Origin of the sequence: Kordiimonas sp., from assembly GCF_965216265.1 — a bacterium.
GTDB lineage: Bacteria > Pseudomonadota > Alphaproteobacteria > Sphingomonadales > Kordiimonadaceae > Kordiimonas.
In genome coordinates this window covers 2,120,496-2,132,211 of the sequence record NZ_OZ244153.1, presented here as the reverse complement: position 1 = coordinate 2,132,211, position 11,716 = coordinate 2,120,496, and the positions used below count along the sequence as shown (strand labels likewise).

Annotated in this window: 15 protein-coding genes and 2 pseudogenes; 7 read left to right on the top strand and 10 right to left on the bottom strand. The window is 51.4% G+C overall.

All coding sequences use genetic code 11. The annotated features are described in order from the left end of the window. The first annotated feature begins 86 nt into the window (after window positions 1–86). On the top strand, window positions 87–803 hold the full coding sequence (locus tag ACOOGA_RS09790) for an alpha/beta fold hydrolase (RefSeq protein WP_417459366.1): 717 nt from the start codon (window positions 87–89) through the stop codon (window positions 801–803). A gap of 13 nt (window positions 804–816) precedes the next feature. Here ACOOGA_RS09790 and ACOOGA_RS09785 read toward each other — a convergent pair whose 3' ends face one another. The 4 genes from ACOOGA_RS09785 to ACOOGA_RS09770 form a co-directional block, all read right to left on the bottom strand. Continuing rightward, on the bottom strand, window positions 817–1,752 hold the full coding sequence (locus tag ACOOGA_RS09785; protein WP_417459365.1) for a DUF6492 family protein: 936 nt from the start codon (window positions 1,750–1,752) through the stop codon (window positions 817–819). 265 nt (window positions 1,753–2,017) lie between these two features. After that, complete coding sequence (locus ACOOGA_RS09780; protein ID WP_417459364.1) at window positions 2,018–2,536, bottom strand: hypothetical protein; 519 nt, start codon at window positions 2,534–2,536, stop codon at window positions 2,018–2,020. Further along, window positions 2,533–3,150, bottom strand: a complete 618-nt coding sequence (locus ACOOGA_RS09775) for an RNA polymerase sigma factor (protein ID WP_417459363.1) — start codon at window positions 3,148–3,150, stop codon at window positions 2,533–2,535. The genes ACOOGA_RS09780 and ACOOGA_RS09775 overlap by 4 nt, the downstream gene beginning before the upstream one ends. Window positions 3,151–3,153: 3 nt before the next feature. Beyond that, on the bottom strand, window positions 3,154–3,489 hold the full coding sequence (locus tag ACOOGA_RS09770) for a hypothetical protein (protein ID WP_417459362.1): 336 nt from the start codon (window positions 3,487–3,489) through the stop codon (window positions 3,154–3,156). A 198-nt stretch (window positions 3,490–3,687) separates the two neighbouring features. On the opposite strand from ACOOGA_RS09770, the pseudogene ACOOGA_RS09765 reads away from it, so the two are divergent. Then, window positions 3,688–4,596 (top strand): annotated as a pseudogene (locus tag ACOOGA_RS09765) (YifB family Mg chelatase-like AAA ATPase); the annotation flags it as partial. 656 nt (window positions 4,597–5,252) lie between these two features. Here the strand turns inward: ACOOGA_RS09765 and ACOOGA_RS09760 are convergent. The 5 genes and pseudogenes from ACOOGA_RS09760 to ACOOGA_RS09740 all read right to left on the bottom strand — a co-directional run bounded on the left by ACOOGA_RS09760 (window position 5,253) and on the right by ACOOGA_RS09740 (window position 7,303). Next, the gene (locus tag ACOOGA_RS09760; RefSeq protein WP_420428564.1) at window positions 5,253–5,453 is read right to left on the bottom strand and encodes a type II toxin-antitoxin system Phd/YefM family antitoxin; all 201 of its coding nucleotides are present in this window, start codon (window positions 5,451–5,453) and stop codon (window positions 5,253–5,255) included. Between the two features lie 343 nt (window positions 5,454–5,796). Continuing rightward, complete coding sequence (mazF, locus tag ACOOGA_RS09755; RefSeq protein ID WP_420428562.1) at window positions 5,797–6,126, bottom strand: endoribonuclease MazF; 330 nt, start codon at window positions 6,124–6,126, stop codon at window positions 5,797–5,799. Continuing rightward, on the bottom strand, window positions 6,123–6,368 hold the full coding sequence (locus tag ACOOGA_RS09750; protein ID WP_420428560.1) for an AbrB/MazE/SpoVT family DNA-binding domain-containing protein: 246 nt from the start codon (window positions 6,366–6,368) through the stop codon (window positions 6,123–6,125). Before ACOOGA_RS09750 ends, mazF begins: the two co-directional genes overlap by 4 nt. Before the next feature lie 58 nt (window positions 6,369–6,426). Further along, window positions 6,427–6,708, bottom strand: a pseudogene (locus ACOOGA_RS09745) (ATP-binding protein); the annotation flags it as partial. A gap of 232 nt (window positions 6,709–6,940) precedes the next feature. Continuing rightward, on the bottom strand, window positions 6,941–7,303 hold the full coding sequence (locus tag ACOOGA_RS09740) for a helix-turn-helix domain-containing protein (protein WP_420428558.1): 363 nt from the start codon (window positions 7,301–7,303) through the stop codon (window positions 6,941–6,943). 147 nt (window positions 7,304–7,450) lie between these two features. Between ACOOGA_RS09740 and ACOOGA_RS09735 the strand changes: the two genes are divergently transcribed. From ACOOGA_RS09735 to ACOOGA_RS09715, 5 genes are all read left to right on the top strand, one after another. Next, the gene (locus tag ACOOGA_RS09735) at window positions 7,451–7,981 is read left to right on the top strand and encodes a hypothetical protein (RefSeq protein WP_420428556.1); all 531 of its coding nucleotides are present in this window, start codon (window positions 7,451–7,453) and stop codon (window positions 7,979–7,981) included. After that, window positions 7,974–8,228: a hypothetical protein gene (locus ACOOGA_RS09730; protein WP_417462602.1), complete on the top strand. Its 255-nt coding sequence runs from the start codon at window positions 7,974–7,976 to the stop codon at window positions 8,226–8,228. Before ACOOGA_RS09735 ends, ACOOGA_RS09730 begins: the two co-directional genes overlap by 8 nt. A 35-nt stretch (window positions 8,229–8,263) precedes the next feature. Further along, window positions 8,264–8,755, top strand: coding sequence for a hypothetical protein (locus ACOOGA_RS09725; RefSeq protein ID WP_420428555.1), 492 nt, complete (start codon window positions 8,264–8,266; stop codon window positions 8,753–8,755). A 723-nt stretch (window positions 8,756–9,478) separates the two neighbouring features. Beyond that, a complete protein-coding gene (locus tag ACOOGA_RS09720) occupies window positions 9,479–9,982 on the top strand; it encodes a hypothetical protein (protein ID WP_420428554.1) in 504 nt (167 codons plus the stop codon). Window positions 9,983–10,106: 124 nt separating this feature from the next. Beyond that, complete coding sequence (locus tag ACOOGA_RS09715) at window positions 10,107–10,409, top strand: hypothetical protein (protein ID WP_420428552.1); 303 nt, start codon at window positions 10,107–10,109, stop codon at window positions 10,407–10,409. Window positions 10,410–10,426: 17 nt separating this feature from the next. Here ACOOGA_RS09715 and ACOOGA_RS09710 read toward each other — a convergent pair whose 3' ends face one another. Further along, on the bottom strand, window positions 10,427–11,659 hold the full coding sequence (locus ACOOGA_RS09710) for a tyrosine-type recombinase/integrase (RefSeq protein WP_420428550.1): 1,233 nt from the start codon (window positions 11,657–11,659) through the stop codon (window positions 10,427–10,429). Window positions 11,660–11,716 lie beyond the last annotated feature (57 nt).

Below are 11,716 nucleotides of genomic sequence, written 5' to 3'. Positions count from 1 at the left end.
CAGCAAGGAACGGGACGACACTCGCCAATCTCTTCCCCATCATGCGCCTCACTTTGTTGTGGGCATTTTGTTGCGGGAGATGGCACATGAAAAACTTCCTACTGATACACGGCAGCTGGCACGGGGCGTGGTGCTGGTTCAAGATATGGCCCCGGCTTGAAGCTGCGGGCCACCGGGTGATGGTGCCAGACCTGCCGGGCCGTGGCCGCGCACCTGCCTTTGCGCCATTTGTATCGCTTGAACGTATGGTGCGCGCGCTTGAGGCTCAATTGCCAGCGGACCAAAAGACCACAGTGGTGGTGCACAGCCGGTACGGCATTGTGGCCTCCATGCTGGCGGAACGCGCACCTGAGCGCATTGAGCGCATCATCTATCTGGCGTCCTTCATGTTACCAAACGGCAAACGTGTGCTGGATTATGTGCCTGATCGCGGTGCAGCGCTCACGGGCCACGTGCAGGTTAACCGCCGCGCCATGTGGGACTGGCTTGACCCCAATATGTACCGGGAAGCGCTGTATGCCGATTGTTCGGCGGACGATATCGCGCTTGCGCGCACGCTTCTGGTGCGTGAACCAGTGCGCCCGGCGCTCACGACGCTCAAGTTATCCGCAGACAGATACGGCACCGTACCCCGCGCCTATATAAGGCTCACGGAAGACAAGGCCGTCTCAATCGCGTTGCAGGACCGGTTGCTTGGTGAAACGGAGGTTGAGCGGGTGGAAAGCTTGCGCGCCAGCCATTCGGCTTATTTTTCAAAACCGGACGAGCTCACGCGCACAATCCTCAAACTGGCGGGGAACTGACGGGAAATCGCGGTTACCCTGCCAGCAGCTCAAGCCCGGTCATCAGGTTCGCGCCTGAGACATGGGTTTCTTTAAGCTTTAGCCCCTCGGGATTTGAGATCAGCTCATAGGTTTCCCAAAGGTCGACAACTGCATGCCACTGGGATTGGCTCATCTGAAGGTAGGATTTCCTGTGCACGCCAAAACACAGGCAATGGGTGCGCTTTGTGCGTTTGATGCAGCGGTTGAACTTTTTGTCCGACAGAGTTGATTTAGCCCAAAGGGTGCTGACGAATGGTTTACCGAAGCTGTAGAAATTCTCCACATTTTTGGCCTTTCGCACATAGGCCTCATAAACATAAAACTCGGTCAGCTCGCGCTCGAGGGCCGTGCGGAGAAACGTTTCTGCGCACCCGTTAAAATGCTCCGCCAGCAGTGTTTTCGTGGCTTCGGTCTGCATAATATAAGGTGTCCACGCCGGCATGCGCACCTTGCCTGCTTCAAACTGTTCGGTGCCGATAAAACTAAAAGACCCGGCGTAAAAGTTGCTCAGGTTTTTCTCATTGAACTGTAGGAAGCTGACAGCCTTGGTTTCCATGAACAAGGTTTCAGCAGAGGCGCGGCGGATAAAGTGGTTTTTGCAATCAAGCGCCAGAAACCAGGGTGATGTCACCTGCTGGCTGATGAACAGCTTGTTCGCCATCTGAATATACCATGGAGGATATTTGGATATGTCGCTGCCAATAAGAAGGTCTGACGACTGCAGCAGCACAACCTTGTCTTTGAAACGGCCGTACTGAGGTTTGATCTTCCGCTCGAAATAGTCTGCGAAAACCGCATAGTCCTCGCTATTGTAAACAGCAAAAATCTTACCAACAATGCCGGAGTCCAGGTGCTTATCGAAGGATCTCGCTTGCAGGATCAGGGACATATAGTCCCCCGAATATACTGTGGTTACAATGTCGATCACTACAGGGTTGCCCAATCGCTATTTACTCAAGACAGAAGGTCCGAAACTTTCTCACAGCTTTCTTAATCCCAGGTTTATAGCCTGAGATAGTTATCAGCTTTTCTTGAACGAGATACCTCGCCAATACGCATACTGGAGGTCCATATCTCACCGAAAGCCGCGGTTAGTCAACAAACTTGACCATGGTTTTGGATCGCGCTGAGGTTTTATTACACCTCCAATCATTAAAAAGCGTCGAGGTTATAATATCTTAGGGGTTGGCTGGCTAGCGGCGTACCATCTGGCCCATGGCAGCAATGCTGAACAGGGCAAACAGGCCCATGACCATAAAGTCTGTGCTAATGTTCGAGATCGCGGCTTGCGGTGCAAACAGCATCTGCCAGATATCGCCTAGTATCAGGGAACTTTCCACGGTGTTAACCGGCGCGGTTGATGCGTTTTGCATCGCGTCGTCCGCGATACCGATAAGCGCAAAGGTGAGGAAACCAAAAATGCCTAAAGTAGCCGCGAGCCATGGCATAAGGGTGGCCACGCGGCGGCGGCTTTTTTTGGTACGCTGCTTGTCAGCGGCGATTTTGGCAATACGCGCTGCGATCCTGGCTTCCATGCCTTGCGGCGCATCCTCAAGCTCAAGCCCGCGCAGGCCTTCATCAAGGAAGAGGCTGGCGTCCAAGGTTTTGCGACAGGTTTCACAGGTTTCAATGTGGTGTCTTGCCTCAACCGGCAGCGCCTCTTTGTTCATGCTTGCGAGATCAATCGCACGTTTCACATGGCTGCAGTTCATTGTCCTTCTTCCTTTTTTATCGTCGTGCCGAGTTGTTCCCTGAGCTTTGCCCGCGCCCGAAACAACAGGGTCTTGACCGTGCCTTCGGTAACACTGAGCGTGGCGGCGGTCTCAGAGAGCGTCATATCGTCCCGGTAAAACAGATAGGTGGCTGTGCGCTGCCCGGCAGGCAATGCGCTGACGAGGTGCCAAACCATGTCAGCCCGTTCGCTCGCCATAAGGTCTGAAAGCGGTGTGCTTGCGGCTTGCTGCGGTACAAGGTCCAGTTCCGCGCGGTATTCTTCATTATGCTCCCGCTCAAGCCGCTGTTTCCTCAGTTCGGTTTGCGCGAGCCGCACTGCGATTGTTGCCATCCAGGGGTAGAAAGGCCGGGCGAGGTCAAAGCGTTCAATATTTGCGAAAGCTTTCACAAAAGCGTCCTGCGCAATCTCTTCCGCGCGTTCGGGCTGCTTGAGCACCGCGAGGCACAAGTTGAAGATGCGGCGCTCAAACAGGGCCACAAGGATGGAAAATGCCTGATGGTCACCCGCCCGCACTGCTTGGGCGGCCAGACGAACGGTGTGGCTTTCATGCTCACCCGCTCGTCCTTGCCGGTTATCTGGCTGGTCAGCCATATATTAGTCGGTCTCTGCCGGGTCGAGACTGTCATTGAGACCAAGCCCCAACACGCCGTACATCACTTTGCGCCCACCAAAAAACAGCGGAAATGCACCGATGATGATCAGGGGCGGAAAGGCAAAACCAAGCACACAAAAGGCGATGCCGTACATGGTCATGTCGACCGCTTCGCGGGTTTCATCTTCCGATGTGGGTGCGGCGCGCAGATAATCACCAAAGCTGGCATACCCATGCGCGGTGGCATAGCCACGGTAGCGGCTTACAAGCCTGGCGATAAAAACCAGCGCCGCAATGATAAAGATAAGTCCTACTGCCAAAACAAAACCGCTAAACATGGTGTTCTCCTCTTTTTCTTGTTGGCCCTTGCCCGAGGGTGTCTCGCCCAAGCGCTACTTATAATACTCGCGGCACTTTGATCAGGTTGACACCATAGCCAAATATTTTTTGAAATCGTCACTCTCTCGCATTTTGGCTGGACCGCGTTCCCTTTTTGTTCTAATTTATGCCACCAAAGTGGGATAAATGGGGGCATTATGGTTGCATCGGTACAAACGGTAGCCTTTGAAGGTATTGAGGCCCGGCCAGTTGAAGTGCAGGTGCAGATCAGCTCCGGCCTGCCGTCTTTCACCATTGTGGGTTTGCCCGATAAAGCCGTTTCTGAAGCACGGGAGCGGGTGCGCGCCGCCCTTTCTGCCATTGGTCTTGCGCTCCCGGCGGAGCGCATCACTGTAAACCTCTCCCCCGCTGACCTGCCGAAAGAAGGATCGCATTACGATTTACCCGTCGCCCTTGGCATTCTGGTGGCCATGAACGTGCTGGCGGGTGATGCGCTTGAGGCCAGTGTTGTGATGGGGGAGCTGGGGCTTGACGGCAGCATCCGTGCGGTTGCGGGCGCGCTGCCAGCGGCTATTTTTGCGAATGAGCGGGACTGTACCTTCATTTGCCCCGCCGCCGTGGGGCCGGAAGCCGCTTGGGCGGGCACCGGTGGTTTGCTCGCGCCCGATAGCCTGCTTGCGCTTATCAACCATATGCGCGGCAACCAGCTCCTGAGCGCGCCGGATATCCTGCCGGAAGCTGACCTCGGCCCGCTTGCGGATCTTTCAGACATCAAGGGCCAGGAAGTCGCCAAACGCGCGCTTGAGGTCGCCGCAGCCGGGGGCCACAATATGCTTATGGTCGGCCCGCCGGGCTCTGGCAAATCCATGCTGGCGTCGCGCATGCCCTCCATCCTGCCGCCCATGAGCGCGGAGGAAGCTCTGGAGGTTAGCATGATCGCCTCTGTCGCCGGGCTGCTCAAGGAGGGGCGAATCAGCAGAGCGCGCCCGTTCAGGTCCCCGCACCATAGTGCAAGCCAGCCCGCGCTGATCGGCGGCGGGCAGAAAGCCAAACCGGGGGAAGTGTCGCTCGCGCACGGCGGTGTGCTTTTCCTCGACGAACTTCCGCTTTTACCATCTTGTTGAAATTATCAGAATTAGGAACACCCTTAAATTTCAGTGAGATGACGCGCGGAAAGAAAGATGGTGATGCTGACAATTATCAAGAGTCTGCATAAACGGTTCGTTTGTGGGGCATGCTTTGATCGCGTAGGCGCATCGTTCCAGCAGGCGTCTACAAGGACGTGGCATGTTAGATTTTTGTGGGATTGTGAGACAGTTAGGAAGAGCCACCACGTTCGGAGAGTCGGTGGGACCTTGAGCGGTTTATCGGAAGCGATATCCTCAGGTCCCTCGTTTCCGCATTCATCGCCAAATTGAGTACGGGGTTGGTGCGACCCTATAAGCCCCCTTCTGGCCGGAAGCGGACAGCCAAAAGCCGCAAATTTCGCCGTGCACTTGAAGCGTTCCAGAATCGAATAGGCTGAAGTCAAAAGCCGAACACGATTTCGGTGTCCGGGTTTTTCTGAGAATGCTGTCAGTTTTCGCCATTGGTGAGAATTTCAATCTCGGAGTTCTGCGGCTTTCGCATCCAGTTATCACGAGCACCTAGATAGATTTTCACAAAATCAGAGAAAATCATCCCAATATTCACTGTTAAAGAGAAAATCCGACGAGCCCATTTTGCAGAAGGTCGGCCATTGCCGTCGACGTGCTCACCTCGGTCATACAGGCATGCCTGTATCATAAAGAAAGTCCGCAGAGTGAGCTGCATCGGGCCCTTCGGCCCGCTTCTTCGCAACTGCAACAGGTCTAATCTCGGCGACGGGACGACCGTGCTTTGTGAGAAGCACTTGTTCGCCGGAGGCCGCGACTTCTATCAAAGTGCACAGTTTTTCTTTTGCTTCGTTGATGGCAATTTCCATGGCCAAGCTCCATATATAGAGAACAACATACACCATCTATATTTGTGAATAATTATTGTCTCTGCATGGTCCCTTTCGCCCCTCTGAACGATAGAAAATGGTCCTTTGACTCACTGCGGACGCTGCCGATGATAAATGTCTATGACATTATCATTTTCCCGCTGCGCTTGAATTGAATTCACCCATTCTACTATCGGGAAAAGCGGAAGCAGTTTCAGAAGAATGCGAGCAACACCTGCCTTATACAGCAAGGGCTTTATTGGCCCACTTGTGGCAAACCAAAAAATACCATTCTTGAATATCCACATTAATGATGCTCAATTTATTGTCCCTAGCTGAATATCTAGTACAGGCCCAAGAGGGACTTAATTTTCCGGCGTACTTCACTCATCACAGCAGGTGTCGCCTTCCCTTTGAACTCGGCCTTTCGCGCTCGCCAGTCCAGATTTTTAATCTGATCAGACAGGGCTACGCTCTTGGTGTCTACCTTCACTTCAAATGGATACCCTTTGATCTGTGTAGTCATTGGGCAACAGACCATCATGCTACTTCGCCGATTATACACAGCAGGGGAAATAACCAATGCAGGGCGATGTCGTGCTTGCTCATGCCCCGCCTGGGGCGAAAACTCAAGCCAGACGATATCACCGGCTTCAGGGACATATGAACTCATAGAGCCATTTCCTGCCCGACAGGCTTGCCGAAGTCGATGTCATCGTGCCTGTTATCGTCTGTGATACCGGCAACCAGTTCTTCCAGTGAAACAGTTTCTTCCTCAACCGGCTCAATGATCAGGCGACCGCCTTCTTCACGTACATCAAGAACCTGTTCCAACGTCAGGTGGGCAGCTTCCATAAGCGCAGCCGGTATCCGCACCGCAGCACTATTGCCCCACTTTTTTACAACAGCTTTCATTTTTCACCCTTTCGTTTCTACAATGTATATACCTTGCGAGGCTAAAAGAGTCCTTTATTCAATATGATCCATTTAGCCAACTGCCTTGTTGATTTCCGCCGAGAAGTGACCCGGTGTTTTCACCGAGAATTGACCCGGGAGAGATTATGTTTCGGGTCTCGAAAATGTGGCGGTGACGGGTGAGACGGTCGAGGAGCGCGGTAGTCATCTTGGCATCGCCGAACACGCTGGCCCATTCGCTGAAGCTGAGATTGGTGGTGATGATGACGCTGGTGCGTTCATAGAGCTTGCTCAGCAGATGGAAGAGCAAAGCTCCGCCCGATGCACTGAAAGGCAGGTATCAGCTTCACACTATTGAATTGAGCAAGATGACAAAAGCAGAGCGTGCTTTTGCTACGAGTTCAGAAGGCCAAACCAATGCAGCTAACGCAGACAAGTTCCTTTATGGAAAAGATGGGATGCCTAAATAAGGCACCGTATTTTCAATTCAGTATGACACTTTATTGCTCAGCTACAGCTGGCCGCACTCTTTATAGGCGTTTATAGCAAGGGGGGCCGAGAACGGACGCCGCCTAGGATCGGCTTTTGTGTAGGTCCGAAATGGCTCTGGCTGTGGAGATCACTGCTTTCAGCTCCACATTATCCAAATTCGCCAGCACAGCCCAAGCTTCCTGATCGAGATGGGCGCGCTCGCCACGGCCTTTCGCTTTCATCGCTGTGTCCTCAAGGGGGCGGACAAAATCGTCAAGTGAACAATTTAGCGCTCCAGCAAGCAGTACCAAGGTGTCGATACCTGGCATCATGATACCTCGCTCCAGCTTGGAGATGCTGCTGATCCCACGACCGATTTCCTCAGCAAGTTGCTCTTGGCTAAGGTGACGTGCAGACCGGAGCAGTTTTACTCTCTGCCCTATCGTTCTCTTGAGATTGTCCATTACGGCAAGATGCGTGGCGTCGTGGACATGAGCCAGAGATTATAGTATCAAATTTACTTAATGATTCGATACTATAGTATCGAAAATCTTGCCGACATGGTATGGAGCGAGAAAAGCCCAGCCATTTGAGTTGAGAAACACGCAACCATGCATGACAAAGCAATTTCCATTTTCGGATTGTCTGGGACGTTGAGGGCAGTTCCTGATGTAGACGTCGTAGAAATGTCGCTAATTTTGGACAGTGGGCACGCATTGCCTGGCGTGTTCAAGTGCCGACGTTGCGACAACCTGATTGTCACCGAAAACGCATCTCTTCATGAATTTCTGTCCTCTTTGTACCGCCCCCCAAAAGTTCTTCGCGTTTTACAGATCATTTCTGACAGTATCATCGTGATCATACAGTGGCTTGTCGGAATACTGAGAGCCTTTACCGGCTCATTCTTTGGCTTTGGTGGTATGGGCCTCTTCATAGTCGCAATGTTGTTTTTAGCGCTCCTTGCTATATCGCTCTATGCGTTCGTGGTTACGCTTCCGTTCGTTCTCATTCTGATCCTTGTTCGGCATATCCAAAACACGGCGACAAAAAAAGAGACCAAAGCGCTTCAACGGCACGTAGCCGAGTTCTATCAATCGACTTTTATGACGCAACCTCCCTCAAAGGATATCGCGAATGGCTGAAGCTCCCATTGCTGCATCAACAGGCCTTGCCCTCCGTTCTCAAATCGTCCAGGTGGCCTTCGATTTTGTGAAAGCCGACGGGTCAAGAGGATTGATGGCGATCAATGCAGTCTTTAGTGCAGGAATAGATCTGGTGCGCGCAAGCAATATGCCTGCTGAAACTCGTCGCGCGGTCGCAACCATGCTGTTCCACGATATTGCTGGTGATGCAGAGCCAACTCCGAATACCAAGGCACCCGCCGAATAGAGTAGGTAGCCTCTTAAGGATGGAAGGTGAAAAGAATGAACACCGCGGGACAAATTAAGTTCATCCTTAAGCAAGTGGAGCGCGAGCATCCGAAGTGCGTTGAGCATATCGCTGACCTATTAGGTGGGTTTGGTATTTTGGGCCGCGGGGCAGGAAGTGGGAATGACCTGCTTGCATTGGCTCGACATGGATTTCCTCACCAGGCGCTGTCATGCTTTATCGCGAGTATCAGCCCTTACCTGCCCGGTGATTCAATTAAATGGATTGTCAGCACCTTGCATGATAGCGACGATCGATGTTTTGATGATTGCCTTACTGTGGAAGCGTCCATGATACTTCTATCTATCGCCTGTGTATTCGCGCTGGCTGTCATTGCCACAGGAAGTGCTGCCGGCGCTTGCGACTACACGTTTCTACCCCACCCTGAACTTTTCAGACAGAAGCCGTTTGAGCTTGTCGCTATCAACGGTGATCTACGTTTGGCCGCTTACCCTCTTTTGGCAGGGTTGTACGGTTTACCGGTGTGATATCGCCGATGCCGTGAAAAACGCTTGACAGATCACTGCGCCATAGAAGGTGGGTGAACTTTCCGGCGTCCCACCATCGCCATAAAGAATATCTGCATAATGCGGGGCCAAAACACTATCTTTCCCCTTTTCTGTTGCCCTACTCCTCACCAAGGTAAGCACCTTTTCAATGTCTGACGTGCTGGATTGGCAACCCGGTGAGCTGTAAGCTTCGGCCTCCATCTCAACCCTACCACCAGAAAATCGGTCAGACGCAGCAATCTGGTTAAGCAACATACTTCGTGAACATAACCTGTCTCGACAGAAGCGATTCACAATAGCTTCAGTTTGGCTTGTGTTCGGCTCCCCTGATTAAGAGCGTGATGCTATTCTTTGCATAAGCATCCGCAAAGAATCTCAACCGACTGCGAATAAAACCGCATGCACCCACCCCATAACCACCAACACAACACCCCCAACTCACGGAAAACCCGCTGACTACAAAACCTCACAACATCGCCACACCTGTATAAGGTTTTTTAAAATAACCTGATCTCACCCCAACATGAGCATCAATGGCACCTATAAGAAAACGCAATTTTATAAATAAAAACAATACACTATGTAACTATCGCCACAACACCTACCGCCACTAAAGTTCGCACTTTTATGCAAACACACACACTTGCCATCCAGTGCAAACTATGCTTGGCTTTACACCACTCTTTTCATTGGTGAGTTGATATGGCCCGAATTATTGAGTCGACCGTGCTGGCGGTGCGAGAGGAATTCAAAGTCAAAATCCGTGAGCTTCAGGCGATAGAAGCCGCCGATGTCCAAGAGCTTGAGGAGCTTAAGTCTAAAATTGAGAAAACCAAGGCCGCCAGAGCAGATCTTGAAAAGGGGCTTGATGCAATAGAGCTCATAATCTGCAGAGCGCAGTCGAATTCTGGCAGCGACGCAGCAATTACCATCCGATTAGAGTCGAACCCAGTCAGAGCGCCTCGAAAGCGCAGCAAGGCTCAGATGATACTCGCTACACTTCCAGATTCAGTGGAGGACGCAATCGATAGAAACGAGGTCAGCGAAGCGTTGCAACAGCAGGGGTTAAACATGTCAGGGGAAGCCACTTACATGAACTTGTCCAGGCTATATAAACGAAAGCTGGTCGGGCGAGTTAAACACGGAAAGCCTTTCCTCTGGTATAGAAAACAGGAGAACGCGGTGAGCAGCGAGGAGGGCCGCTAAAAGTAAAAGCCCGGCACAGGGCCAACTGTGTCCGGGCTTTGAATAGATTCACCTAACGGGGAACTCTACCCAAGTCGGCTTTGAGTTTCCCATATTTTTGTAAAACAAGCAACCCCGATCCAAAATGGCATGGACTTGGGGAGAGGAGAAACTCATGGCCAAAAAGGGGGCTGACCTGAAGATCGCAATAATTTCTAAGATTTGCGATATGCACAATAATAACGTCCACCGTATATCGGATTGCATGAACCTGAACTATCAAATGACCCGTAGAAAAGTTAAAAACTTCGATAGGGCCATTGATGAGAGAGATCCTATTGCTTTGGCACTTAATCAGTCCATAGCCATGATAGACGAAGACAGTGCATGGAAAATTCTTGAAATACTCTGCCATGCATCTTCGAGAGCCACAACTGAGGTTAGTTAGACGAAAAAGCTGGAATTTCAGTCCATATCTGGACCAACCATCCGAGCAATTTCTTGCATTAAACGAGCTACTGCAACGGGATCGGCACCAGCCTCAAGGTCTGATGCCATTCTGGTAAGAGTGTCTCCTATCGATCTCGTCAACTGAAAATCTTGAAACTGCGCTACTGATTTGGCAAGCGCCGCATGTTCCTCGAATGCCAAGTGGATATAATTTGAAAAACCAGAAAGTGAACGGTGGCCAGTCCACTCCATAACCTGCGCCCTTACGCCTTCCAAATTGAACAAGGCCTGACGAAAGGCGTCAGGGTTCTCGAATTTGTGAATCTCAATCAACTGCTTAAATAGTTTTGTGATAAATCGGTGCCGAAACATATGGCAATGTGCTTTTCCCTCAAGGCCAGCCAAACTGCGAAGCCTAGACATTTCAGTGCCGATAAAGCCACCTGACAACGGTCTGCCACCTCGTTCTGCGACCAATAAGTATCCATGATCCGCACCAACGCCTACTGTCCGTCGAATAATTCTCCGACGGTGAACACGAATATATTCATCAATGAACAGTAAATCCGGGAGTGCTACCGGAATGCGTCTAAGCACAGCGTTGTTGCCCCCCCTTTTTAACGTCGGAAAAGGTAACATTGGTCGCGCCAGTTTAATTGCCTCCTTTATATGGTCGACATTCAGCAGCACCACCTCGGAAATGCGCCCTCCTGTTACCTCCAGTAGCAGCATCGTCACTTGTCGGCGCATTCGTAAGAACCCCGAAGCACTGTGCTCTATTACTGCCGCACGCAACCGCTGTACATCAGCACTGGAGATTGGCATGCCCCGTTTTACTGGGCTGGGTCTTGGCAGAGAGCGATGCGAGAATATTGGATGGGAGGCAAATGGTTGTTGTGGAGCATAGTGACGTGACGCAAACTGATCGCTAGACCATACAGTTCGAATAGTACCACCGGGCCCAACAAAATTTTCTTGACCATGCAAGTGCCCCACAAAACTGAGAAACCTCAATGTAATCTCACCAATTGCAACAATAGTTCTTGCTGCACGTGTCCGAGCTTTGTTTTCCGCGACATTTAGCCCTCTGACAAACTGACTAAAGGCGTTATCGGTAAGATCCAAAAAACCGATGTTATTTCTGTAACAGTATCTGACAAGGTGGGAAATTTGGGAGGCATAGACTAGTATTGAACCCCCTCTGCCACGGATGGAGAGATTGCTTTCGAATAATTCCAGCAAGAACATTGAGGCTTCGAGACAAAGTCTTCCATTAGGCCAGTAGAGACTCGTTACTTTCGATGC